Source organism: Plantibacter sp. Mn2098 (assembly GCF_049319745.1).
GTDB lineage: Bacteria > Actinomycetota > Actinomycetes > Actinomycetales > Microbacteriaceae > Plantibacter.
Map to the genome: position 1 here is coordinate 425,320 of NZ_JBMOUH010000001.1, position 24,748 is coordinate 450,067.

21 protein-coding genes and 1 pseudogene are annotated in these 24,748 nt (G+C 68.0%); 16 read left to right on the forward strand and 6 right to left on the reverse strand.

What is annotated here, in order from left to right:
• Nucleotides 1–32: 32 nt before the first annotated feature.
• A complete protein-coding gene (gene ptsP / locus ACL9RL_RS01870; protein ID WP_422778511.1) occupies nucleotides 33–1,697 on the forward strand; it encodes a phosphoenolpyruvate--protein phosphotransferase in 1,665 nt (554 codons plus the stop codon).
• 250 nt (nucleotides 1,698–1,947) lie between these two features.
• Nucleotides 1,948–2,445 carry a hypothetical protein gene (locus ACL9RL_RS01875; protein ID WP_422778512.1) on the forward strand — a complete coding sequence of 166 codons (498 nt, stop codon included), beginning with the start codon at nucleotides 1,948–1,950 and terminating at the stop codon, nucleotides 2,443–2,445.
• A 174-nt stretch (nucleotides 2,446–2,619) separates the two neighbouring features.
• On the opposite strand, the gene ACL9RL_RS01880 is transcribed toward ACL9RL_RS01875, so the two are convergent.
• From ACL9RL_RS01880 to corA, 5 genes are all read right to left on the reverse strand, one after another.
• Nucleotides 2,620–3,381: a succinate dehydrogenase iron-sulfur subunit gene (locus tag ACL9RL_RS01880; RefSeq protein WP_422778513.1), complete on the reverse strand. Its 762-nt coding sequence runs from the start codon at nucleotides 3,379–3,381 to the stop codon at nucleotides 2,620–2,622.
• 2 nt (nucleotides 3,382–3,383) lie between these two features.
• Nucleotides 3,384–5,201, reverse strand: coding sequence for a succinate dehydrogenase flavoprotein subunit (gene sdhA / locus ACL9RL_RS01885; protein WP_422778514.1), 1,818 nt, complete (start codon nucleotides 5,199–5,201; stop codon nucleotides 3,384–3,386).
• Nucleotides 5,202–5,219: 18 nt separating this feature from the next.
• A complete protein-coding gene (locus ACL9RL_RS01890; protein ID WP_422778515.1) occupies nucleotides 5,220–5,666 on the reverse strand; it encodes a succinate dehydrogenase hydrophobic membrane anchor subunit in 447 nt (148 codons plus the stop codon).
• Nucleotides 5,666–6,091 (reverse strand): succinate dehydrogenase, cytochrome b556 subunit, encoded by a 426-nt coding sequence (gene sdhC, locus ACL9RL_RS01895; protein ID WP_422778516.1) that lies wholly within the window; start codon nucleotides 6,089–6,091, stop codon nucleotides 5,666–5,668. Before sdhC ends, ACL9RL_RS01890 begins: the two co-directional genes overlap by 1 nt.
• 211 nt (nucleotides 6,092–6,302) lie before the next feature.
• Complete coding sequence (corA, locus tag ACL9RL_RS01900; protein ID WP_422778517.1) at nucleotides 6,303–7,427, reverse strand: magnesium/cobalt transporter CorA; 1,125 nt, start codon at nucleotides 7,425–7,427, stop codon at nucleotides 6,303–6,305.
• Nucleotides 7,428–7,563: 136 nt separating this feature from the next.
• On the opposite strand from corA, the gene ACL9RL_RS01905 reads away from it, so the two are divergent.
• The 3 genes from ACL9RL_RS01905 to ACL9RL_RS01915 all read left to right on the forward strand — a co-directional run bounded on the left by ACL9RL_RS01905 (nucleotide 7,564) and on the right by ACL9RL_RS01915 (nucleotide 9,614).
• A complete protein-coding gene (locus tag ACL9RL_RS01905) occupies nucleotides 7,564–8,679 on the forward strand; it encodes a mannose-1-phosphate guanylyltransferase (protein ID WP_422778518.1) in 1,116 nt (371 codons plus the stop codon).
• 29 nt (nucleotides 8,680–8,708) lie between these two features.
• Nucleotides 8,709–9,251, forward strand: a complete 543-nt coding sequence (locus ACL9RL_RS01910; RefSeq protein ID WP_422778519.1) for a hypothetical protein — start codon at nucleotides 8,709–8,711, stop codon at nucleotides 9,249–9,251.
• Between the two features lie 153 nt (nucleotides 9,252–9,404).
• Nucleotides 9,405–9,614 (forward strand): heavy-metal-associated domain-containing protein, encoded by a 210-nt coding sequence (locus tag ACL9RL_RS01915; protein WP_422778520.1) that lies wholly within the window; start codon nucleotides 9,405–9,407, stop codon nucleotides 9,612–9,614.
• Nucleotides 9,615–9,765: 151 nt separating this feature from the next.
• On the opposite strand, the gene ACL9RL_RS01920 is transcribed toward ACL9RL_RS01915, so the two are convergent.
• Nucleotides 9,766–10,779, reverse strand: coding sequence for a hypothetical protein (locus ACL9RL_RS01920; protein ID WP_422778521.1), 1,014 nt, complete (start codon nucleotides 10,777–10,779; stop codon nucleotides 9,766–9,768).
• Nucleotides 10,780–11,030: 251 nt separating this feature from the next.
• Between ACL9RL_RS01920 and ACL9RL_RS01925 the strand changes: the two genes are divergently transcribed.
• The 11 genes and pseudogenes from ACL9RL_RS01925 (at nucleotide 11,031) to ACL9RL_RS01975 (ending at nucleotide 24,743) form a co-directional block, all read left to right on the forward strand.
• On the forward strand, nucleotides 11,031–12,317 hold the full coding sequence (locus tag ACL9RL_RS01925) for an ABC transporter substrate-binding protein (protein WP_422778522.1): 1,287 nt from the start codon (nucleotides 11,031–11,033) through the stop codon (nucleotides 12,315–12,317).
• A 25-nt stretch (nucleotides 12,318–12,342) separates the two neighbouring features.
• A complete protein-coding gene (locus tag ACL9RL_RS01930; RefSeq protein ID WP_422778523.1) occupies nucleotides 12,343–13,326 on the forward strand; it encodes a carbohydrate ABC transporter permease in 984 nt (327 codons plus the stop codon).
• An 11-nt stretch (nucleotides 13,327–13,337) separates the two neighbouring features.
• Nucleotides 13,338–14,297 (forward strand): carbohydrate ABC transporter permease, encoded by a 960-nt coding sequence (locus ACL9RL_RS01935; protein WP_422778524.1) that lies wholly within the window; start codon nucleotides 13,338–13,340, stop codon nucleotides 14,295–14,297.
• A complete protein-coding gene (locus ACL9RL_RS01940; RefSeq protein ID WP_422778525.1) occupies nucleotides 14,281–16,119 on the forward strand; it encodes a glycoside hydrolase family 9 protein in 1,839 nt (612 codons plus the stop codon). Before ACL9RL_RS01935 ends, ACL9RL_RS01940 begins: the two co-directional genes overlap by 17 nt.
• 273 nt (nucleotides 16,120–16,392) lie before the next feature.
• Nucleotides 16,393–18,165 (forward strand): ABC-F family ATP-binding cassette domain-containing protein, encoded by a 1,773-nt coding sequence (locus ACL9RL_RS01945; protein ID WP_422778526.1) that lies wholly within the window; start codon nucleotides 16,393–16,395, stop codon nucleotides 18,163–18,165.
• Between the two features lie 44 nt (nucleotides 18,166–18,209).
• Nucleotides 18,210–18,443 (forward strand): annotated as a pseudogene (locus ACL9RL_RS01950) (NAD(P)-binding domain-containing protein); the annotation flags it as partial.
• 13 nt (nucleotides 18,444–18,456) lie between these two features.
• The gene (locus tag ACL9RL_RS01955; protein WP_422778527.1) at nucleotides 18,457–19,110 is read left to right on the forward strand and encodes an NAD-binding protein; all 654 of its coding nucleotides are present in this window, start codon (nucleotides 18,457–18,459) and stop codon (nucleotides 19,108–19,110) included.
• A 220-nt stretch (nucleotides 19,111–19,330) separates the two neighbouring features.
• On the forward strand, nucleotides 19,331–20,437 hold the full coding sequence (locus tag ACL9RL_RS01960; RefSeq protein ID WP_422778528.1) for a BMP family lipoprotein: 1,107 nt from the start codon (nucleotides 19,331–19,333) through the stop codon (nucleotides 20,435–20,437).
• 144 nt (nucleotides 20,438–20,581) lie between these two features.
• Complete coding sequence (locus ACL9RL_RS01965; protein ID WP_422778529.1) at nucleotides 20,582–22,096, forward strand: ABC transporter ATP-binding protein; 1,515 nt, start codon at nucleotides 20,582–20,584, stop codon at nucleotides 22,094–22,096.
• Nucleotides 22,093–23,460 carry an ABC transporter permease gene (locus tag ACL9RL_RS01970; RefSeq protein ID WP_422778530.1) on the forward strand — a complete coding sequence of 456 codons (1,368 nt, stop codon included), beginning with the start codon at nucleotides 22,093–22,095 and terminating at the stop codon, nucleotides 23,458–23,460. Before ACL9RL_RS01965 ends, ACL9RL_RS01970 begins: the two co-directional genes overlap by 4 nt.
• On the forward strand, nucleotides 23,457–24,743 hold the full coding sequence (locus tag ACL9RL_RS01975; RefSeq protein ID WP_422778531.1) for an ABC transporter permease subunit: 1,287 nt from the start codon (nucleotides 23,457–23,459) through the stop codon (nucleotides 24,741–24,743). The genes ACL9RL_RS01970 and ACL9RL_RS01975 overlap by 4 nt, the downstream gene beginning before the upstream one ends.
• Nucleotides 24,744–24,748: the final 5 nt, after the last annotated feature.

Here is a 24,748-nt window from a genome sequence, read left to right on the forward strand (position 1 = left end):
GTGGCGCACGGCCTGTGGGCTATGGTCGAACCATGCACGAGGCCGCGATGGGGCTGCGCCGCACTTGCCGTGGGGTGGGCGTCGGTCGCGGCGTCATCGCGGGGCCGGTGTTGCGGATGCAGGACCCGCTGCCGGAACCGATCGACGTCCCGTTCACGGGCGATGTCTCCGCCGAGCAATCGAGGGCGACCCTCGCGCTCGCGCAGACACGGACCGAACTGCGCGAACGTGCGGCGCGCGCGGGCGGCCACGCCCAGGACGTACTCGAGGCGCAGGCGCTTATGGCCGATGATCCGGCACTCGCGGAGGACATCGCCGCCAGGATCGCTTCCGGCAAGACGGCGGAGCGGGCCGTGTATGAAGCCCTCGCGACGGTGCAGCAGATGTTCATGAACCTCGGCGAGTACATGGCCGCTCGATCGACGGACGTCGGCGATGTCTGCCAACGGGTCATCGCACGGCTCACGGGGGTCCCGGCGCCAGGTGCGCCTGAATCGTCGACGCCGTTCGTCCTCGTGGCACAGGACCTCGCCCCGGCCGACACCGTGCTCCTCGACCTGTCCCAGGTGCTCGCGCTCGTCACGAGCGGCGGCTCCGCGACATCGCACACCGCGATCCTCGCGCGGGAGAAGTCGCTCATCGCCGTGGTCGGGGTCGACGGGGCCGACGACATCGCCGATGGGGAGCTCGTCCTGGTCGATGCGGACGCGGGCGTTGTGACGATCGCGCCGGCCGCCAAGCAGGTGCGGACGGCCCTGTCGAGGTCCGCCGCGCGCATCCGTGTGTCGCCGAGTGGGCCGGGGGAGCTGGCCGATGGCACCCTCGTGCCGTTGCTCGCGAACGTCGGGACGCCGTCGAACGCGATCGCGGCATTGGAACACGGTGCAGAGGGCGTCGGCCTGTTCCGCACCGAGTTCCTGTTCCTCGGCAGACGGAGACCGCCGAGTGTCGCAGAGCAGGTGGAGCACTACACGGAACTCCTCGAGGAGTTCGCCGGCAAGCGCGTCGTCGCGAGGGTCCTCGATGCCGGGGCGGACAAACCGTTGTCCTTCCTCCGCTCTCCGGCCGAGGCAAATCCGGCTCTGGGGATGCGGGGGATCCGCGCACTGCAGGCCAACGAGCCGATCCTGCGCGACCAGCTCGAAGCGCTCGCGGCCGCCGGAGCCGCGACGGAGGCCGAACTGTGGGTCATGGCCCCGATGGTCGCCGACGTGGAGGAGACGGCGTACTTCGTGACGCTCGCGCGCGAGTTCGGGTTGCAGACGGCCGGGGTCATGGTGGAGGTGCCGTCGAGCGCTGTCCTCGCCGGGCAGGTCCTCGGGATCGCCGACTTCGTGAGCATCGGGACGAACGACCTGACGCAGTACACCCTTGCCGCAGACCGGCTGCAGGGTCCGCTCGCGCGATTCCAGGATCCGTGGCATCCAGCGGTCCTCCGGCTCGTGAAGCTCGTGGGCGATGCCGGACTCGCCTCTGGCAGACCGGTCGGGGTGTGCGGGGAGGCGGCGGCCGACCCGATGCTCGCCGTTGTGCTGGTCGGGCTCGGCGCGACGAGCCTGTCGCTCGCGCCGGCGGCGATCTCCGACGTCCGTCACCAGCTGCGGCAGTTCACGCTGGAGTCCGCGCGGGCGCTCGCGGCCGAGGTCATCGGCGCACCGTCGGCCGCAGCCGCGCGCGCCATGGCCCTCGCGCACTGATCCACTGTCCGCACCCGCGCCACCGCCACCCCGTGCGGCCTGTTCGCAATTCAGGAGTTCCCCGGCGTGTCGCCTCCCGGCGGCGCCGTTGCGGCCCGCCACGCTGGGACGCTCCTGAATTGCGAACAGACGTCGCCGTCATCGGGACGTTGCGTTTTCGTCTGGTGTTCTGCAGATCCTCGTGAGAGGGCCGCCCTGCTGGACTGGGGGCGTCGTCGATCACACGACGATGTCCACCAAGGGAGGCAGCATGTCCATCAGTATCCGTTCCCAGCGTCGCCGAGCAGCATCGTCGCCGATCACGCGCGGGAGCAGGTACGCCGCCCTGCTCGCCGTTCCGATGCTGGCGTTCTCGCTCGCAGCGTGCAGCGCAGGCGCAGGGGGCGCCGGATCCAGTCCGACGAGCACCGAGTCAGCGGAGCAGGAACTGCAGAGCTGGAACCTGAAGTTCGCGGCGTGTATGCGTGACGCTGGCATCGACTATCCCGATGCGCCGCTGGAGCAGCCGGGCATCACCGATGAAGCAGCGTTCGGCGCCGCCTCGACCGCCTGCCTGAAGACCGTGGGGGAGCCGCCGGCTTCGAGCCGCAACACGCAGACGCTCCAGGAGTTCGACGAGGAGCAGCTGCACCTCGCGATCTGTCTGCGCGGTCGCGGGTTCGACGTCGCAGACCCGGAGCGGAGCGGCGTCGGCGTCTACACGCCGGAGGGTGCGACGCAGGCCGACTTCGACGCGTGCAGCAGCTGACCGTTCACAACTCAGGAGCGCCTCGGCGTGTCGGGCGCAGAACCTCAGGTGCGGCGCGACACGCCGAGGGCGCTCCTGAATTGCGAACGGACCTCGCTGCGCGGCAGTGAGCGACGCAGAACGCCCCGCAGATCCGGAGGTCTGCGGGGCGTTCGACGATGCGATGGGGCGTGGCTAGGCGCGACCGCGCATAACCGCCTGCTTGACCTCGGCGATCGCCTGGGTCACCTGGATGCCGCGCGGGCAGGCCTCGGAGCAGTTGAAGGTGGTGCGGCAACGCCACACGCCCTCTTTGTCGTTGAGGATGTCGAGGCGGACGGCGGCTGCATCGTCACGGGAGTCGAAGATGAAGCGGTGCGCGTTCACGATCGCTGCCGGTCCGAAGTACTGGCCATCGGTCCAGAACACGGGGCACGACGAGGTGCACGCTGCACACAGGATGCACTTCGTGGTGTCGTCGAAGCGGGCGCGCTCGGCGACGGACTGCACGCGCTCCTTGCCCTTCTCGGCCTTCGTGCCCGGGATGAGGAACGGCTGGACTTCGCGGTAGGACGCGAAGAACGGCTCCATGTCGACGACGAGGTCCTTCTCCAGCGGCAGACCCTTGATGGCCTCCACGTAGATGGGCTTCGAGATGTCGAGGTCCTTGATGAGCGTCTTGCACGCGAGGCGGTTGCGGCCGTTGATACGCATGGCGTCGGACCCGCAGATGCCGTGGGCGCACGAGCGGCGGAACGTCAGCGAACCGTCCTGCTCCCACTTGATCTTGTGGAGGGCGTCGAGGATGCGGTCCGTGGCGAACATCTCCACGTCGAAGTCCTGCCAGCGCGGCTCCGCATCCACATCCGGGTCGAAACGACGGATGATGAGGGTGACCGTGAACGACTGGATCTCGTCGGCGGCGGCCGGTGGCGTCTCGAGTGTTGCGGTGCTCATCGCTAGTACTTCCTCTCCATCGGCTGGTAACGGGTGATGACCACCGGTTTCCAGTCGAGTCGGATGTGGTCGGCCGCGTCGGACGAGTGCGGGTCGCCGGACAGGTAGGCCATGGTGTGCTTCATGTACTTCTCGTCGTCGCGCTTCGGGAAGTCGTCGCGCATGTGGCCGCCACGGCTCTCCTGACGGTTGCGGGCGGAGAAGACGACGACCTCGGCGAGGTCGAGCAGGAAGCCCAGCTCGATCGCCTCGAGGAGGTCGGTGTTGAACCGCTTGCCCTTGTCCTGCACGGCGATGTTGCGGTACCGGTCGCGCAGGTTGTGGATGGTGGCGGTGACGCCGGCGAGCGACTCGTCGGTGCGGAACACCTGCGCGTTGCGGTCCATCTCCTCCTGCAGCTCACGACGGATCGTGGCGATGCGCTCGGTGCCGTTGGAGTTCCGCATCTGCTCGATGAGCCCGGTGACGAACCCGGCCGGGTTCTCGGGGAGCGGGGTGAACTCGACGTTCTGGACGTACTCCACGGCGTTGTTGCCGGCGCGCTTGCCGAAGACGTTGATGTCGAGGAGCGAGTTGGTGCCGAGACGGTTGGAACCGTGGACGGACACGCACGCGCACTCGCCGGCTGCGTACAGGCCGGGGACCACCGTGTCGTTGTCGCTCAGGACCTCTGCCTTGACGTTCGTGGGGATGCCGCCCATGGCGTAGTGCGCGGTGGGCATGACCGGAACGGGCTCTGTGACGGGGTCGACGCCGAGGTACGTGCGTGCGAACTCCGTGATGTCGGGGAGCTTGGTCTCCAGGACCTCTGCACCGAGGTGCGTGCAGTCGAGGTAGACGTAGTCCTTGTTGGGGCCGGCGCCGCGACCCTCCGCGACCTCCTGGACCATACAACGAGCGACGATGTCGCGGGGTGCGAGGTCCTTGATGGTGGGCGCGTACCGCTCCATAAAGCGTTCGCCGCTCGCGTTGCGGAGGATCGCCCCCTCGCCTCGTGCGCCCTCGGTCAGGAGGATGCCGAGCCCTGCGAGTCCGGTCGGGTGGAACTGGAAGAACTCCATGTCCTCGAGCGGGAGGCCCTTGCGCCAGATGATGCCGACGCCGTCGCCCGTGAGGGTGTGCGCGTTGGAGGTCGTCTTGTAGATCTTGCCGAAGCCGCCGGTGGCGAAGATGATCGCCTTCGCCTGGAAGACGTGGATCTCGCCGGTGGACAGCTCGTACGCGACGATGCCGGAGGGCTTCTGCGTGACGGTGCCGTCCTCGTTCTCGACGTCGCTCATGATGAGGTCGAGGGCGTAGTACTCGTTGAAGAAGTTGATGCCGAGGCGGACGCAGTTCTGGAAGAGCGTCTGCAGGATCATGTGGCCCGTGCGGTCCGCCGCGTAGCAGGCGCGACGCACGGGCGCCTTTCCGTGGTCGCGGGTGTGGCCGCCGAAGCGACGCTGGTCGATCTTGCCCTCAGGCGTGCGGTTGAACGGCAGGCCCATGTTCTCGAGGTCGATGACCGCGTCGATGGCCTCCTTGGCGAGGATCTCCGCAGCATCCTGGTCGACGAGGTAGTCGCCGCCCTTGATGGTGTCGAAGGTGTGCCACTCCCACGAATCCTCTTCCACGTTCGCGAGCGCGGCAGCCATGCCGCCCTGCGCTGCACCCGTGTGGGAGCGCGTGGGGTAGAGCTTCGAGATGACGGCCGTCTTCGCGCCGGGTCCCGCCTCGATGGCGGCACGCATGCCGGCGCCGCCTGCGCCGACGATGACGATGTCGAACTGGTGGTAGTGCACGCCGTCGATGACGGTGGACTCGCTGGTTTCTGTAGTCACTCTTGGTCCGTTAGCTGGTTAGTTCGCGGGGCAGAACGAGGGGAGCAGGTCTGCTGGACCGCCTGCTGGGCAGGGGTCGAAGGTGAAGACGACGAGGGTGCCGAGCACGATCAGGATGGCGACCGCGCCGAGGATGGCGACCTTCAGCACACCGCGCGTAGTGCGTCCGGTGGCGTAGTCGTTGACGAGGGTGCGCATGCCGTTGCCGCCGTGGATGAGCGCGAGCCACAGCATCGCGACGTCCCACCACTGCCAGAACGGGTTGGAGAGCTTGCCGCCGACGAACGCGAAGTCGATGGCCTTGATGCCCTCGCCGACCATGAGGTTGACGAAGAGGTGCCCGAAGATCAGGACGACCAGCACGACGCCGGAGGCGCGCATGTAGATCCAGCCCCACTTCTCCCAGTTGACGCCCTTGCGACGTGCTGGACGGGCGGGGGTACGGGGTGCGGCGATCGTCGACATCAGTGCCCCATCTCGCTGAAGACGTTGATCAGGTGTCGCGGCGCGAACCCGAGCATCGTGACGGCCCAGAGCCCGATCACGATCCAGAACATGGGCCGCTGGAACTTGGTCCCCTTCGACCAGAAGTCGATCAGGATGATGCGCAGGCCGTTGAAGGCGTGGTACGCGATGGCGGCCACGAGGAAGACCTCGCCGATCCCCATGATGGGGTTCTTGTAGGTGCCGATGACGGCGTTGTACGCCTCAGGCGACACGCGAACGAGCGCGGTGTCGAGGATGTGCACCAACAGGAAGAAGAAGATGGCGACGCCGGTGATCCGGTGGAGGACCCACGACCACATGCCTTCACGACCGCGGTACAGGGTACCTGCCGGGCGTTTGGATGTCGTAGCTCCGAGTGGCGTCCCAGTGGTGCTCGCTGTCACGAACGATCCTCCCTGACTTTTCGCGTATCGCGGCAGTGCGTTCTGCCGTGCGTCAATGCGGCGTAGTGGTTTCCATCCTAGGCCGATCCCGGGGTTCGTGCTGCTAAGGCCACCCTAAGTATCTCGATGTCGAGATACCGGTTCGGGAGGGAGGTCCGGTGGGTACTCGGCGGGGCTCAGCAGGTGCTTCGGCGACCGTTCCGCCCGCGGCTCAGAGCCAGTTGCGACGCTTGAAGACCTTGTAGAGGATGAAGCTCGTCGCGGCCATCATGCAGATCGCCATCGGGTAGCCGAACCACCAGTCGAGCTCCGGCATGATGCGGAAGTTCATGCCGTAGATACCGGCGATGAGCGTCGGACCGAAGAGGATCGCCGCCCAGGAGGAGATCTTCTTGACCTCCTCGCCCTGCTTGAGGCTCGCCTCGGTCATCTTCGCCATCTCCTCGTTCTGCCGCTGCGTGACGAGGGTGTCGTTGACGGTCAGGATGTCGCGGAGGAGCTCGCGGTAGGTGTCGACGCGCTGGTTGACGCTCGTGAGGTGGTCTGCGACGTCGCGGAGGCTGCGGCGGAGCTCGTCCGGCACGCCGTACTTCTCGCTGCCCTGTTCGAGCGCTGCAACGACGTCGCTCAGCGGGTGGGTCGCGCGTTCGAAGGCGACGACCTCCCTGAGGAGTTCGTAGATGCGCCTGGAGACGAAGGAGTCGCCGCCGAACACCTGGGCCTCGATCTCGTCGATGTCGTTGGCGAGGCCGTTCACGACGGGACCGTAGTCGTCGACGACGGCGTCGATGATCGCGTACAGGATGGCCTGCGGGCCGAAGCTCAGGAGCTCGCGCTCCGCCTCCATGCGTGCGCGGACGTGGGCGAGGTCCGGCGACTCTGCGTGGCGGAGCGTGATGACGAAGTTGGGGCCGACGAAGACGTGGAGCTCCCCGAACTCGACCGTTTCGGACTCGTCCATGTAGGTCGCGGCGCGCAACACGATGAAGAGGGTGTCGTCGTAGCGTTCGATCTTCGGTCGCTGGTGCGCCGTGATCGCGTCCTCGATGGCGAGGGGGTGCAGCCCGAACTCCTCCGCGAGCGATGCGAGCTCGGCCTCGTTCGGGCGGTAGAGGCCGATCCAGGCGACGCCGTCCTCGGTGTCGTGCAGCGCACGGTAGGTCTCGGGCAGCGTCGCGAGCGTCGAGGTCCTTGCGCCGTGCGAGTACACGCAGGCGTTGACGATGCTGTTGCGGTCGTCGATGCCGGCCGGCTCGGGTTGACTCGTCGGTGCGACGACGCGCTGGCGGTTGCCGAACGAGGGGAGAGGGATTCCGAGAACGTTGCGTCCAGCCATGGTGGTGTCCCTTCTCCCGTTCGCCGGTGCTGAGCGAATGCCCCATCGTATGCCCGGCAGGTGAACGGCAGTTGACGGGAAGGCGCTCGGAGCAGATGCACCGGGAAGCCCGTCCCCGGACCGCTACTCTTGGCCCATGCGCAGTCCTCTCGAACGTTTCTACGCCGTCATCCCGGCCGGCGGCATCGGCAGTCGCCTGTGGCCGCTCTCCCGTGCAGACGCGCCGAAGTTCCTGCACGACCTCACGGGCTCGGGCAGCACCCTGCTCCGGGCGACGTGGGATCGCCTGGCTCCCATCGCAGGGGACCAGCGCATCATGGTCGTCACCGGGCGTGCGCACCGCGCGGCCGTCGAGCAGCAGCTCCCGGACCTCGCCGACCTGAATGTCGTGCTGGAGAGCGAACCGCGTGATTCCTCCGCGGCGATCGGCCTCGCAGCCGCCATCCTGGAGAAGCGCGAGCCGGGTGTCATCATCGGCTCCTTCGCGGCCGACCACGTCATCCGCGGCGACCGCCTGTTCCGTGCCGCCGTCGCGCAGGCCGTGAACGCTGCCGACCAGGGGTACATCGTCACGATCGGCATCCAGCCGACGGAGCCGGCCATCGGCTTCGGCTACATCCGCAGCGCGGGCGAGATGGGCCTCGACGGCGCGGACAGCGCGATGCTCGTGGACTCGTTCGTGGAGAAGCCGGACCTCGACACGGCCAAGCAGTACCTCGCGAGCGGCGACTACCTCTGGAACGCCGGCATGTTCATCTCTCGCGCCGATGCGCTCCTGGAGGAGATCGGCAAGCAGGAACCGGCGCTCCTCGCCGGGCTCCTGGAGCTGGCAGAGGTGTGGGACGACCCGGCCGCCCGCGGACCCGTCGTCGACCGGGTGTGGCCAGGCCTCAAGAAGATCGCGATCGACTACTCCGTCGCAGAGCCCGCAGCCGAGGCCGGCCGGATGGCCGTCGTGCCGGCGCACTTCGACTGGGACGACGTCGGCGACTTCGCCTCCCTCGCGAAGCTCAACTCCGGCGGACGCAAGTCCGATCTCGCCATCCTGGGCGAGAACGCCAGGGTCCTCGCGGACTCGTCGAGCGGCATCGTGGTGAGCCAGACCGGCCGGGTGATCAGCCTGATCGGCGTGCAGGACATCGTGGTGGTCGACACCCCGGACGCCTTGCTCGTCACCACGAGCGCCAACGCGCAGCGCGTCAAGAGCGTCGTCGACGCCCTCAAGATCTCCGGGCGCGACGACGTCCTCTGAGCGCGTTCCGGAGCATGGGGTGATGACGCGTGTCCGGTGATGCGGCCGACGAGGCGCTGGAAGCCGGCGTCTCGGCGATCCTGCGTACGGCGATCGGGCGGCTCGATGCCGCGGACGCACGTGACGAGGTCATTGCGCGGTACCGGCCGGCCGGCCGCATCGCGCTGATCCGCCGCGCGCCGGTGCTGCTGCCCGTGACGCGCGCCTGGCGGCTGGGGATGCTCCTGCTCGATCGCGACGGCAATCTGTACGAGACGGGCGAGGTCACCCGGGCGATCGAGACGAAGTGGCCGAGCAACCGTTCACTCGAGGTCGAGCGTCGCCGTGAGGTGCAGGCCGCCGCGTTCCGGGGGCCGTTCGCGCCGGGGGAGGTCGTCAACGTCGATGCGGAGCCCATCGCTCTCGATGCGGCGAGCCTGCGCGCTGGGAGCGGTCCGCTGTCGGTGGGGAGCGGGAGCGGCGGTGGCGAAGTCGTCCTCGTACGGTGGGCCGGCCCCGGCCCCGGCAGCGGAGCGCGCAGCGAGCTGGGCGCGTATCTCGCCGACCGGGTGAGCCTGCTGACCTTCGACTGACCCTCGACTGACCGGCGGTGAATCCGTGATGGATCCGTGGCTGAGGATCGTCCGCGAAGTATCAACGATGGGTATACGGGTACCCCGAGGGGGTATATGCTCATTCCGTATCCCAGCCGAGCGGCTGACCAGCACGTTGAAACGAGGACCATCATGACCACGACCGAATACGCCGTCACCGGAATGACCTGCGCACACTGCGAGCGATCCGTCACGGACGAGGTCTCGCAGATCGCCGGCGTCGACGGCATCGAGGTCAGCGCGGCGGCCGGCACGCTCGTCGTCACGAGTGAGGCCCCGCTCGACGACGCGCTCGTCATTGCCGCCGTCGACGAGGCAGGCTACGCCGCCGTCCGAGCCTGATCCACCCAACCGCGGGTTTCAGAATTCAGGAACTCTGACAGAATTCAGGGCGAATCGGGGCGGATTCGGCGTCAATCGTCCTGAATCCTGCAAAAGTTCCTGAATTGTGGAAACACCGGTCATGAGGGGGCGGTGAGGGCGGCGAGGTGCGTCAGGTGGACGGACCGAACCACTCCGTGTAGATGCGCCAGAAGTTGCGGTTGCCGTAGGCGCTGCAGTCGTCGCCCGTGCCGGACACGTTCGCGAGCGCCGCGGCATTCGGCTGATACGGCGTGTACAGGTACAGATTGGCCGTGGCCTGGTTCTTGATGTCGACCGTCGAACCGCCGCAGACCGGATCCGGGCTGTACTGGATGAACACCGGACCGATGTGGTACGCCCGCTGGTAGGTCTCGCCTGGCACGTTCAACGGGTACAGCGTGTACTGCCGGAACTGCCACGCGGACTGGTACACCTGGTTCTGGAACCCGAAGTAGTCCGCATCGCACTTGGCCGAGAAGTCCGGGCCGGTGTCCGGGCATCCCCAGCCCATCGCGCGAGCGTAGCCGTAGGTGCTCGGCGATGAGATGAGCGACTGCTCCTTCTGCATCAGCACGAGCAGGACCTTGGGGTTGATGCCGCACGCGTGCGCAACCTTCCACACGATGCGCGCCGCGGACTCGTTGGTCGCCCCTCGGTACGCGGCGCAGTGGCCGGGTTCCGCGGCCCGAATGGACTTCGTGGTCTTCCGGAAGTCCGCGAGGCAGGGGACGCCGTCCTTCGGTGTGCAGCTCTGCGAGGCGAAGAACGACTGGATGCCGGCCTCGCTCAGCGCGTTGGCGTCGTAGAAGTTCTCGTCGCTGATGATGTCGCCGGCGGTGAACTCCGTGCCGGAGACGGGGGTCGGCGATGGCGATGCACCCGGTTTCGGGGTGGGCGTCGGCGTGCTCGTCGCGCCGGGCGTTGCTCCACGCGTCGGTGTTGCGGTCGGCGTCCCCGATGTCGTCGCCGTCGCGTTCGGCGTGCTGCCGGATCCTGGCTCCGTCGCGGCTTCCGCCGACGGTCCGTCGATGCCGCCCGCGAAGAATGCGCCGATGAGCGCCAGGGTCGCGCAGGCCGCGAGCAGCGGGGCGCGAAGCTGTCCGGCTCGCGTGGGACGTGAGTCCGATCCGGGCTTCGACAGCATGCCCACCAGCCTAGCGAGGGATGTCCGGGTGCCTTCGTCGCCCCCTGTGACTTCTCAGTTCCGGGCCTCGTCCGAGCGCATCTGCCGGCGTATACCTCCGAATCATTTCGAGGGCATTACGACGAGACAACTCGCAAATTAAACGTGATCCATCATTGACCACTCCAATACCAAGGCATACCATTACTGCAATCGGTGCCCACGTCGGCACCGGCGAGACCCAGACCGAACCCAGAAGGAACAGATCTCCTATGAAGAAATCGTTCACCAGAATCGGCGTCGCAGTGACCGCGGCCGCCGTCCTGACCCTCGTCACCGCGTGCAGTGGAGGTGGCGCGGGCGCGAGCAATGATGCCGACACGATCGTGCTGCAGACCAACTGGACGAGCGCGGGCACCGAGAGCAAGCCGCTCCACGCCGCCATCGAGAAGTTCACCAAGGAGACCGGCATCAAGGTCAAGACCCTGGAGAACGGCGACGACCTCAACCAGGTCTACGAGACCTCGCTGCTCGCCGGTGAGGAAGCAGACGTCCTCCTCGTCGGCCTGCTCGAGAAGCAGCTCGACTGGGTCAAGACCGGTGCGGTCGTCCCCGTGGACAAGTACCTGACCGACTGGGGCATCGACAAGGCCGTCCCCAAGGACGCCGTCGCAGACTGGACGGACTCGGACGGCGCCCTGCGCGGCTTCCCGTATGCCGGATTCACCTGGCCGTGGTGGTACAACACGGCCGTGTTCGAGCAGGCAGGCGTCGCCATCCCGAAGACGACCGACGACCTCATCGCCGCGATGCCCGCGCTCAAGGCCGCCGGGTTCGGCGGCGTCGCGATCGGCGGCAACGACTGGTCCGGCCAGAAGATCTTCCTGCAGATCATCCAGAGCTACCTGAAGCCGGCCGAGACCGAGAAGCTCTTCCAGAAGGGCGGCTACTGCGACAACGCCGACGCCATGAAGGGCGTCGAGCTCTTCACCAAGCTGCGTGACGCCGGCGTCTTCGTCGACGGCGTCGAGGGCCTGAGCGCCGACCAGGCGTCCGCGCTCTACCAGACCGGCAAGGCAGCCATCGCCCCCATGGGTTCGTGGAGCTACAACTCCACCGAGGAGGCGCTCGCCAACACCACGACGCTCGGCGGGTTCCCCGCGGTCGCAGGCGGCACCTTCGAACAGCCCACCGCGTACCACGGCTCCACCTCCGCCGGCTGGTGGATCAGCCCCAACGGCGAGAAGAAGATCGACAACGTCGAGAAGTTCGTCAAGTTCATGTACAGCCCGGAGACGGTGCAGTCCATGATCGAGGGTGGCATCGACATCGTCACCACGCAGAAGGTCGACGTCTCGAACGTCAAGGCCCCGCTCGTCGCCCAGGCGTTCTCGAAGCTGCCGGACGCCGTCGACTTCGCCGTGATGCCCGACCTCTTCATCCCGGCCGACGTGTCGAACCCGATGTACCGCGCGACCTCGATCGCGTACACGGCAGGCAACGACGCACAGCTCATCTGCAAGACCGTGGACGACGTCTACGCAGCGGCAGCGAACTGACCTCGCGAACGATCGGGTGACGACGATGACAGACACCACCCTCGAGGAACGCCGTTCGGTCCGGGAGACCGGGCCGAACGGCTCCACTCGGGCGACCGCGCCCAGGACCGAGCAGCAGGAGCGACGCGCACGTCGCCGGAAGAGTGGGCGGGCAGAGGCAGGCCGCCTCGCGTTCACCCTACCGGCGCTCGTCTGGTTCCTCTTCTTCACGGGCGGCCCGCTCGTGGCGCTGTTCGCCTACTCCTTGACCGATTGGCGCGGGCTCATCGCGCCGCGCACCTTCGTCGGGTTCGGGAACTTCGAGCGCCTCATGCGGGACCCCGTGTTCCACCAGGCGATCGGGAACACGGTCATCCAGCTCGTCGTCACCCTCCCGATCGTGGTGGTGGGCGCGTTTATGATCGCCTACTACCTGTTCCTGCGTCCGCGTGGGCACCGGATCATCCGTGCACTGCTGTTCACGCCGATCCTGTTGTCGGCGCCGGCGCTCGCGATGGTGTTCCTCGGCGTGTTCGCGCCGAGCGGCCTCGTGAACGGCGCCCTGCAGGCGGTCGGCCTGCAGGATCTCGTCAGTCCGTGGCTGGCCAGGGCAGACTCGGCGTTCGTCGCGATCCTCATCGTCATCGTGTGGTCGAGCATGTCGATCAGCGCGGTGATGCTCGCCTCCCGCATGAACTCGCTGCCTGCCGAGGTGTTCGAGGCAGCGCAGCTCGACGGGTGCAGCCACTGGCGGCGGATGTGGAGCATCGCCTGGCCGATGTGCCGCGAGTTCGTCGGCGTCATCACGATGCTGCAGTTCCTCTGGACGCTGTTCTCCTCCGCGGCCGTCGTCCTCCTGCTCACGCGCGGCGGTCCTGGCAACGCGACCGTCAACCTGTCCTTCCTCGTCTACGACTACGCGTTCAACCAGTCGAAGGTCGGCTACAGCCAGGCCATCGCCGTGGTCCTGTTCGCGGTCGGCATCATCGGACTCCTCGGCATCCGCCGGGCATTCCGTCAGCAGTACTGAAAGGAGTCACGATGTCGATTGCAGCTCCCAGCCGCAGCTCGCGGAACACGCGTGGCAACGCCGGAACGACCGGCACGGGCGCCACGACCGGCGCCGCCCGCGGCTCACGCGGCTCCCGCGGCACCCGTCGCAACTCGTCCGTCCGGACGACCGGCCCGCTCGCGTGGCTCTCGCACTTCGGCGTGTGGGCCTACGTGCTCCTGCTCGCCGTGCCGCTCTACTACCTCGTCATCTCGGCGTTCAAGTCGAACATCGGGATCCTGTCCGCGCCGTTCTCGCCGATCGCCGGGTTCGACCTCGGCAACTTCGGCAAGGCGATCAGCCAGGCCAACCTCATCCCTGCGCTCGGCAATCAGGCGTACATCACGATCGGGGCGAACGTCCTGACACTCGTGCTCGCCGTTCCGGCCGCGTTCGCGCTCGCGAGGGCGAAGGGCAAGCTCGGCGTGGTGATCGAGCGTGTCTTCGCGATGGGCTTCCTCATCCCCGGCTTCGCCGCGCTGGTGCCGACGGTGATGCTCGCGATCGGGATGAACCTGTTCCACACGCGGGAGTTCCTCATCCTGTTCCTGCCGGCCAGTGCCATGCCCATCAGCGTGATCCTGCTGACACAGGCCATGCGGGCGGTCCCGGCGGAGCTCGAGGAGTCGGCGGTGCTCGACGGCGCAGGGCAGTTCAGGACCCTCCGGTCCGTGTACCTGCCGCTGTGCGTGCCGACGGTGGTCGTGGTGACGATCCTCAACTTCCTGTCGTTCTGGAACGAGTACTTCTTCTCGCTCGTGATCATCGGGCCGGACCCGGCGCTGCGGACGGCGCAGGTCGCGTTGCCGACGCTGTCGCTCGCCAACGCATCGCAGTACGGCGTCCTCGCTGCCGGTATCCTCATCACGCTCGTGCCCGTGTACGTGCTGTACGCGTTCTTCTCGGACAAGATGGAAGGGGCGGTGCTCGCCGGTGCTGTCAAGGGTTGAGGTTGCAGGGGCTGCGGTGCTCGTCGGGCACCTGGGCTACGGCTCCGGGGCGTCGAAGAAGGCCGTCGTGGCGTTCGGCCAGGCTGCGAGCGAGGCTGCAGCCGGGATCGATGCCGCCGGCCGGATCTCCGCGACGCTCACCGCTGCGGACGGTTCCGCGGCGCAGCAGGTGCAGGCCGGGCCATTGGAGCAGGTCCCGGGATGGACGGGCGGCTCGTACGCCCGGCTCGACCTCCCGGAGGACCTGGCAGACGGGACGTACGTGCTCGACGTGGTCCTGCCGGACGGTTCCGCGCTGCCGTCGGTGGCGTTCGACGTCGCCCCGGACCTCGTCCAACGGCTCACGATGTCGGACATCCTGTCCTACTTCAAGGCCATGCGATCGAGCGGTGAGATCGACCGGAAGGACCGCGCCGCGAAGCACTGGGGCGACCCGGACGGCCCGACGGTCGATGCGCGCGGCGGCTGGCTCGACGCCTCGGGTGACACGAGCAAGTTCCTCAGCCACCTGACGTACACGACCATGATGGCGCCGCAGCAGATCCCCCTGTGCGTGTGGTCGATGGCGGCCGCCCGCGAGACGGTCGCCAGGGAGCACCCGGCGCTCGAACGCGCCCTGGCAGCACGTCTCCGCGACGAGGCGCTGTGGGGCGCCGACTTCCTCGTGCGGTTCCGCTCACCGGACGGCTTCTTCTACACGGGCATCTTCGACGCCCTCACGAAGCAGCTCGACGAGCGCGTCATCACGGCGCCGTTGCAGGACTGCGTGCGGACCGACCGGTACCAGGCCGCGTACCGGCAGGGCGGCGGGCTCGCGATCGCCGCGCTCGCGCGGGCATCGCGATTCGACGACGACGGCGAGTTCACGAGGGAGACCTACCTGCAGACGGCGCTCGACGCGTTCGAGCACCTCGAAGCACACAACCCCGAGTACCTGGACGACGGCGCAGAGAACGTGCAGGACGACTACTGCGCGCTGCTCGCCGCGACGGAGCTCGCCGGGGCGCTCGCCGAGCGGGCCGACTCGGGTGCGGGGGAGGTCGATACGGGCCGACTCGACACGATCCAGGCGTCGCTTGCGACCGTGACCGCCGCGGCGGAATCGAGGGCTGCTGCGCTCGCCGCGAGATACGCCTCCGACGGCTACGGTCCCGGCTGGTTCGTCGGCGACGCCGCCGGGCGGCCGTTCTTCCACGCGGCGGAACCTGGGCTGCCGGTCATCGCGTTGCTGCGGTTCGCCGAGGTCCTGCCGGCGGCTGTCGGCGCGGAGACGGCACGCCGGGTCGCGGGGCGGGCGATGCTCGACCACCTCGATCGGTCGGCGTCCGTCCACAACCCGTTCGGGTACCCGAGGCAGCGGGTGCAGCCGGCCGGCGGATCGCCGCACGACGCGTTCTTCTTCCCGCACGAGAACGAGACCGGGTACTGGTGGCAGGGCGAGAACGCCGGCATCTCCTCGCTGTCGGTCGCTGCGTCGGAGACCGCCCGTGCTGCCGCGCTGGGCACAGGGGGCGACGCACTCACCACGACCGACGTCGCGCGTCTGCGGGCGTTCGCGGACGACCAGGTCGCGTGGATCCTCGGGCTCAACCCCTTCGACGTGTCGATGCTGCAGGGGCGAGGACGGAACAACGTGGACTACGCGTCCGACTTCCCGAACCTGCCTGGCGGCATCGTGAACGGCATCACCGCAGGGTGGAGTGATGAACGCGACATCGCGTTCCTCCCGGCCGACGCCGGCGAGGGCGAGTCCTGGCGATGGGCCGAGCAGTGGATCCCGCACACCGGCTGGTTCCTCCTGGCGGTCGCCGCCGCGCGCTGACCGGTCACCTTCCGCGAGGGGAGGCGTTCTGCGCTCCGGAGTGCTCCGGAGCAGCGGATCGCCTCCCCTCGTGTGGTCGGTACGGCCGATGCTTGCGCTCGCCAGGGCGTGTCGGCTAGCGTAGAGCCACTGTGAAGATCTGAGCCTCGTCATCCCGTGCCTGCGGCCTCTGCGTGCCCGGCGGGAACCACCGAGGCATCGTGCTCCCACCGGGTCAGTGTTCGTGCACCGTCCGGTCGAGCGCCTGCCGCTCCTCGAAAGGGCGGTCTCCACATGCGAGCACCCATCAGCACCACCACTTCCGGCTCCATCACCACGACGGGTTCCAGCGCGACGGGGTCCACCACAGCCGGCTCCACCCCAGCCGGCCCCACCACCTCCGGCCCGACCACCGCTCCCCGGGCATCCGGCGCCGACGTCGGCCACCTGCGCGCCGATGACCTCAGCCGCACCTTCGGCGACCGTCCGGTCCTCGACGGCGTGAGCATCGTCGTCTCGGCCGGGGACCGGCTGGGACTCATCGGGGAGAACGGCTCAGGGAAGTCCACCCTCCTGCGGATCCTCGCCGGGGCGGACGAGCCGGACGGCGGCACCGTCACGAGGCCGCACCGGACGGGGATCCTGTGGCAGGAGGTACAGTTCCGGCCGGACGAGACGGTCGAGGCGCTCCTCGACCAGGCGATGGCGGAGGTCACGGCGATCGAGGCCGAACTCGAGCGCGCAGCGACCGCCCTCGGAGCACCCGAGGCGGAGTCGTCGATGGTTCGAGCCGAGCAACGGTATGCCGCCGCGCTCGAAGCGGCGGAACGGGCCGATGTCTGGGGCGCCGCGGCGCGCCGTGACACGATCCTCGCCGGGCTCGGCGTCGGCGACATCCCGCGCAGCAGGCGGCTCGACGAGGTTAGCGGTGGGCAGCGCTCCCGGTTCGCCCTCGCCGCCCTGCTCATCGCGCGCCCGACGGCGCTCCTGCTCGACGAGCCGACCAACCACCTCGACGACGACGCCGTCGCGTTCCTCCGCGAGCAGTTGCGCGGCTGGTCCGGCCCCGTCCTGTTCGCGAGCCACGACCGGGCGTTCCTCGATGAGGCGGCGACCGGACTCGTCGACATCGATCCGTCCAGACGGACCGCTGTGGGCGACGGTCCGGGTGTGATCGTGTTCGGCGGGACCTTCACCGAGTACCTCGCGGAGAAGGCTGCCGAGCGGGACCGTTGGGAGCGACAGTTCGCCGACGAACAGGACGAACTCGGGCGGCTGGCTGCCGCGGTGACCGACGTCGCCCCGGCGATCAACCACGCCAGGGCGATCCGGGACGGCAACCGGATGGCGTTCGGGATGCGTGGCGACCGCGTCCAGCAGCAGATCAGCCGGCGGGTGAAGAACGCCCAGACGAGGCTCGACGTCCTCAGGCGGACCCAAGCGCCGAAGCCGCCGGCTGCGCTCGCCTTCGGCGGGATCCCGAGCGGTTCGATGGTGCTCGCGGACGACGAGCCGCTCGTGCGGATCGCCGGTGCGAGGGTCGACGGCCGGCTCCGGGTCGACGACCTCGTCATCGCCCCGGCGTCGCGCTTGCTCGTGACCGGCGCGAACGGTGCGGGGAAATCGACCCTGCTCGCGGCTGTCGCCGGCTCCGTCCGCCTCGATGCCGGAAGCCTGTCGAGGAGGAAGGGGCTGCGCATCGGCCTCCTCGAACAGGACGTCGTCTTCGAGGATCCGTCTCGCAGTCCCCGCGCGGAGTACGAGCGGGTCCTGGGGGAGGGGCGGGCGGCCAGGACCCCGCTCACGGACCTCGGCCTCATCGCGCCACGGGACCTCGACCGACCGCTCGGATCGCTGTCGGTCGGCCAGCAGCGGCGGCTCGCGCTCGCGCTCATCATCGCGAGGCCGCCGCACCTGTTCCTCCTGGACGAGCCGACCAACCACCTGTCCCTCGCGCTGGCGACCGATCTGGAGGAGGCGCTCGGCACCTACCCGGGAGCCGTCGTCATCGCGAGCCACGACCGGTGGCTGCGCCGTCGCTGGTCTGGCGGCGTCCTGCGTCTGTGACGCGCGCCGCGCGTGACGTGGGAGCGACGTGGGAGCATTGCCTCGTGCAGGAGCGGATCACGATCATCGGAGTGGGGCGGATGGGCGCGCCCATCGCGGCGAGGCTCCTGGCCGGCGGGCATCGGGTCACGGCCTACGACCTCGACGGTGCGCGGCTCGACGCGGCCGTTGCCGGCGGGGCAACACGCGCCGGGTCGATCGCCGAAGCGGCGGCCGGCGCCGACATCCTGCTCACCGTCCTGCCGGGGCCGCCTGAGGCGCGCGGCGCGCTCCTGGACGACGGCTGCATCGATGCGATGCCGCCCGGGTTCGCTCTGGCTCGACCTCACGAGCAACGACCCCCGTGTCGCGACCGAGATCGCCTCCGTCGCTGCGGCCGCGGGCATCGCGTCGGTCGGCGCACCGATGGGCGGTGGCCCTGGCGATGCCAGGGCCGGCACCCTGCGCTTCTACACGGGGGGAGCAGAGGCAGCCATCGACCGCGTCGCTCCGGTCCTCGCGCTGCTCGCGCGCGAGGGCGGCATCGTGCGGACGGGCGACCGCATCGCCGACGGCTACACGACCAAGCTGCTCGTCAACCACCTCTGGTTCGGGCAGGCCGTCGCCGTCACGGAGTCGATGCTCCTCGCGCAGTCCCTCGGCATCGCCCCTGCCTCCTTCCGCGACGCCCTCGTCGGCAGCGCAGGCGAGAGCGCCTTCACGACCGGGAGCCTCGACCGCCTCCTCGCCGGCGACTACCTCGAGAGCTTCGGCATCGACCGGGTCGTCGAGGAACTGGATGCGGTCATCGCGCTGGCCGAGGAGACGGGGACGCCGTTCGAGCTGTCGACGCTCGTCGGGCGCATCCATCGAGACGCGCTCGAACGGTTCGGCGCGGTCGACGGTGAACTCCTCGCAGCAAAGCTGTTGGAGGAGCAGGCCGGCAGCACACTTCGGGCGGATTAGCGACGTCTGTTGCTCGCCCGGCGGCCTCCATGCTCATATGTGCAACGTATCCTGATGATGCTGCGCATCCGAGCAGGGCCGTTTCCGGCTCATTTCTTGGTCGATAGTGTTCTGTAACGCTTCGGTCGCGAACCCCGAATCGTACATTCGGCCCCGGTCACATTCGGTAACGTTTCCCCTATACGCCTTGCGACCAGCAAGCAACATCTTGGAGGCAATCTTGTCAATCACTACTCGGAAGGCCGCAGCAGGCGCCATCGCCGGCATCGGTCTCGTCGCGCTTCTCGCCGGTTGTGCGTCGGCTCCGTCCACCAGCGGAGGCGACTCCACCGGTTCCGCATCGGGCTTCCTGCCCTGCATGGTCTCGGACTCGGGCGGATTCACCGACAAATCGTTCAACCAGCTCGGCTATGAGGGCCTGCAGGACGCAGCAAAGGAGCTCGGCGTCAAGCCCATCACCGTCCAGTCCGACAAGGCCGACGACTTCAAGCCCAACCTGCAGAGCCTTGCAGACCAGGGCTGCACGCTCATCGTGAGCGTCGGCTTCGCGCTCTCCGCGGACACCGTCACGGCCGCCAAGGCCAACCCGGACATCAACTACGCGATCATCGACGACCCCGCGGACAACGACCACGACGGCAAGGTGGACGCACCGAACATCAAGCCGATCCTGTTCGACACCGCACAGGCCGCCTTCCTCGCGGGCTACGCAGCTGCCGACTTCACCAAGACCGGCGTCGTCGGCACCTTCGGCGGCCAGCAGTTCCCGTCCGTCACCATCTTCATGGACGGCTACGCAGAGGGCGTCGCCTACTACAACGAGAAGAAGGGCAAGGACGTCCAGGTCAAGACCTGGGACGTCGCCAGCCAGACCGGATCGTTCACGGGTGGCTTCGAGGCCAACGACACGGCCAAGCAGGTCGCTCGCACGATTATCGACCAGAACGCCGACGTCATCATGCCCGTCGGCGGCCCGATCTTCCTGAGTGCCATCGCGGCGATCCAGGAGAGCGGCAAGGACATCGCGATGATCGGCGTCGACGCCGACCTCTACAACACCAACCCCGAGAACAAGTCCCTGTTCCTCACCTCGGTCCTCAAGGACATGAAGGCCGGTGTCTCCGACACCGTCATCGGTGCGAGCAAGGGCAAGTTCGACGCGACCCCGTACATCGGAACGCTCGACAACGGCGGCATCGGCATCGCGCCGTTCCACGACTTCGAGTCCAAGGTGAACCCGTCGCTCCAGGGCGAGCTCGACACGATCAAGGCCGGCATCATCGACGGCTCGATCAAGGTGACCTCGGTCTCCTCGCCGAAGCAGTAGGTCCGGTACACCTCGTACCATAGAGAAGTCCCGGGGGGAGGCCGCATTGTCGGCCTCCCCCCGGTGTTTCGCGGCCAGGGTGGTGATCCCACCCGTTCGCCGCACAACCCCTCCACCGCCACCCCTGTGACTAGATTGGGACCCATGAAGCTCGAACTCCGTGGCATCACCAAACGGTTCGGCGCCCTCACCGCCAACGACCACATCGATCTGACCGTCGAGCCGGGGGAGATCCACTGTCTCCTCGGCGAGAACGGTGCAGGCAAATCCACCCTCATGAACGTGCTCTACGGCCTCTACCAGGCCGACGAAGGCCAGATCCTCCTCGACGACGTCGTCCAGGAGTTCCAGGGTCCCGGCGACGCCATGAAGGCCGGCATCGGCATGGTGCACCAGCACTTCATGCTGATCCCCGTCTTCACCGTGGCCGAGAACGTGATGCTCGGCCACGAGCAGACGAAGGGCGCAGGCCGGCTCGATGTCGTGGCCGCCCGCAAGCGCGTCCGCGAGATCTCCGAACGCTTCGGCTTCGTCCTCGACCCGGACGCCATCGTCGGCGACCTGCCCGTCGGCGTCCAGCAGCGCGTCGAGATCGTCAAGGCGCTCTCCCGCAACGCCAACGTCCTCGTGTTCGACGAGCCGACCGCGGTGCTGACACCGCAGGAGACCGACGAGCTCATGACGATCATGCGCCAGCTCAAAGCCGAGGGCACATCGATCGTCTTCATCACCCACAAGCTCCGCGAGGTCCGCGAGGTCGCGGACCGCATCACCGTCATCCGCCTCGGCAAGGTCGTCGGCGAGGCGTCGCCGACGGCGAGCAACACCGAGCTGGCATCGCTTATGGTCGGGCGCCCCGTCGAGCTGACCGTGCACAAGGACGCGCCGAAGCTCGGCGACGCGACGTTCGTCGTCCGCGACCTCTCGGTCGTCGACCACCTCGGCCAGCTCGTCGTCAACGGCGTCGACTTCGAGGTCAGGCAGGGCGAGGTCCTCGCCATCGCCGGTGTGCAGGGCAACGGCCAGACGGAGCTCACCGAGGCGATCCTCGGCCTCCAGCCGCACACGAAGGGCAGCATCACGCTCGACGGCAAGGAACTCGTCGGCCAGAGCGTCCGCAAGGTCCTCGACGCGGGTGTCGGATTCGTTCCGGAGGACCGTTCGGAAGACGGTCTCGTGAAGCAGTTCAGCATCGCGGAGAACCTCATGCTCGACCGGTCGACCGGAGCGCCGTTCACCAAGCGCGGCAACGTGCTCCGTGCCTTCCGCGACCGCTTCGCGCGCGAGAAGTCGAAGGAGTTCGACGTCCGCTCGCAGGGCATCGAGTCCCCGGCCGGTTCGCTCTCGGGCGGCAACCAGCAGAAGGTCGTCCTGGCGCGCGAGCTCTCTCGCGAGCTGCGGCTCTTCGTGGCGGCCCAGCCGACCCGCGGCATCGACGTCGGCTCGATCGAATTCGTCCACAAGCGCATCGTCGAGACGCGCGACGCCGGCATCCCCGTCATCGTCGTCTCCACCGAACTCGACGAGGTCGTCGCCCTCGCCGACCGCATCGCGGTCATGTACCGCGGCGGCATCGTCGGCATCGTCCCAGCAGACACACCCCGCGACATCCTCGGCCTCATGATGGCCGGCGAACTTCCAGCAGGAGCAGCAGCATGACCGACCAGAGCCAGCCCAACCCGCCTGGCACGGGGCAACCCGTCGCGCCGGGCGTGGATCCTGCCGTCGAGAACCCGACGCCGGCCGGTGACGTGTCGACTGCGACCGCGTCGTCGTCGTCCTCGTCGTCCGAGGAACCGGATCTCAGCCAGCCCCGCGCCAACAAGATCCTCGGCGAGATCCTCAATTCGAGCGTCCTCATCTCACTCCTCGCCGTCCTGCTCGCGATGATCGCGGGCGCCATCCTCATCGCCCTCACGGACGAGAAGGTCCAGGCGGCGTCCGCGTACTTCTTCGCCCGCCCAGGTGACACGATCGTCGCCATCTGGAACTCGGCGACCGGCGCATACGGCGCCCTGTTCCAGGGTGCGATCTACAACTTCAAGCGCCCGGACTTCCTCGCGGGCATCCGCCCGCTCACCGAGACGCTGACCTTCGCGGCGCCGCTCATCCTCGCCGGTCTCGGCGTCGGACTCGCGTTCCGCGTCGGCATGTTCAACATCGGTGGCCGCGGTCAGATGCTCATCGCAGCCGCGTGCGCCGGCTGGGTCGGATTCACCTTCAACCTGCCGCCCGTTGTGCACCTCCTCATCGCGATCGCGGCCGGCATCGTCGGCGGCGCAGTGTGGGGTGGCATCGTCGGTCTCCTCAAGGCACGCACCGGCGCGCACGAGGTGATCATCACGATCATGCTCAACTACGTCGCGTTCTACCTCATCTCGTGGATGCTCGCGACGCCCGGCTTCCTGCAGGCCCCCGGCAGCAACGTGCCGAAGAGCGCGCCGATGCACGAGAACGCGATCCTGCCGAAACTCCTCGGCGACCGCTACAACCTGCACGCCGGCTTCCTGCTCGCGATCCTCGCGACCATCTTCGTCTGGTGGCTCTTCAACCGCTCTGCTGCCGGCTTCCGGTTCCGCGCCGTCGGTGAGAACCCCAACGCCGCCCGCGTCGCGGGCATCGACGTCAAGAACACCTACATGTACGCGATGCTCATCTCCGGTGGCCTCGTCGGCCTCGCGGGCGTCTCGCAGGTGCTCGGCACCGTCACCTCCGGGTTCGACAGCGGCATCGACGCCGGCATCGGCTTCGACGCGATCACCGTCGCGCTCCTCGGCCGCAGCAGGCCATGGGGCATCTTCATCGCCGGCATCCTGTTCGGTGCGCTGAAGGCCGGCGGCTACTCGATGCAGGCGACCCAGGGCGTCAACGTGCCCATCGACATCGTGCTCGTCCTGCAGTCGCTCATCGTCCTGTTCATTGCGGCGCCGCCACTGGTCCGCACCATCTTCTTCCTGCCGAAACCCGACGGCACCCGTCGGCGACGGTCGACCAACGTCTCCAAGGAGGTGACGGTCAAGTGAGCCTCGCAACCGAGCACCACGAAGCCGACGCGCCCATCGTCCTCGAAAAGGTCGCCGTCCGCAGCTGGAAGGCGCCGATCGCATTCGGCATCTTCACGGTCATCGCGATCCTGATGTTCGTCGTGTGGCACCGCGAAGGTGACGCCACCTTCCGCCTGTCGAACGACAACGACTTCATCCAGTTGCCGACGGTCGTCCTCTCGTCGGTGGCCACCGGCATCGTCGTCACGATCCTGCTCGCGGCCATCACCGGTCTGAGCGCCTATCTCGCAACCCAGGCCCGCAAGGTGCCGCTGTGGCTCATCGCGCTGTTCGGCGTGCTGTTCATGGTGGGCTTCCTGTCCTGGGCCGCCGCCGGCAAGGCGCTGCCCATCTCCGGTCTGCTCGTCGGATCGGTCGCGCTCAGCGTTCCGCTGATCTTCGGCGCCCTCGGCGGCGTCATCACCGAGCGCGTCGGCGTCGTCAACGTCGCGATCGAGGGTCAGCTGCTCGCCGGCGCGTTCGTGAGCGCGTTCGTCGCCTCGATCACGGGCAACGCCGTCGTCGGACTCCTCGCGGCCATGGTCGCCGGTGTCCTCGTGAGCTTCGTCCTCGCCGCGTTCTCCATCAAGTACCTCGTCGACCAGGTCATCGTCGGCGTCGTGCTGAACGTGCTCGTCACGGGCCTCACGAGCTTCCTGTACTCGCAGGTGCTCTCGAAGAACGAGGCGCTGTTCAACGCCCCCGTGAAGTTCCCGCGGATCAACATCCCGATCCTGAGCGAGATCCCGCTCATCGGACCGGCCCTGTTCCGTCAGACGATCATCGTGTACCTCATGTACATCGCCGTCGTCGTGGTGTTCTTCTGCCTCTTCTACACGCGCTGGGGCCTCCGCCTCCGTGCGGTGGGCGAGCACCCGCAGGCAGCGGACACGGTGGGCATCAACGTCAACCGCACGCGGTTCTGGAACGTCTCCCTCGCCGGCGCCATCGTCGGCCTCGGCGGCGCGTACTTCACGCTCGGATCCGGACTCGCGTTCAACAAGGAGATGACGGCCGGCGCCGGGTACATCGCCCTCGCCGCCGTGATCTTCGGACGCTGGGATCCGCTCAAGGCGACCCTCGCCGCGCTGCTGTTCGGGTTCACGCAGAACCTGCAGTTCGCGCTGAGCGCCATCGGGTCACCGGTTCCGAGTCAGTTCATGCTCATGCTGCCGTACGTCGTGACGATCTTCGCGGTCGCTGGACTCGTCGGCGTCTCCCGGGGGCCCGCCGCCTCCGGCAAACCATACGTGAAGGGGTGACCGGG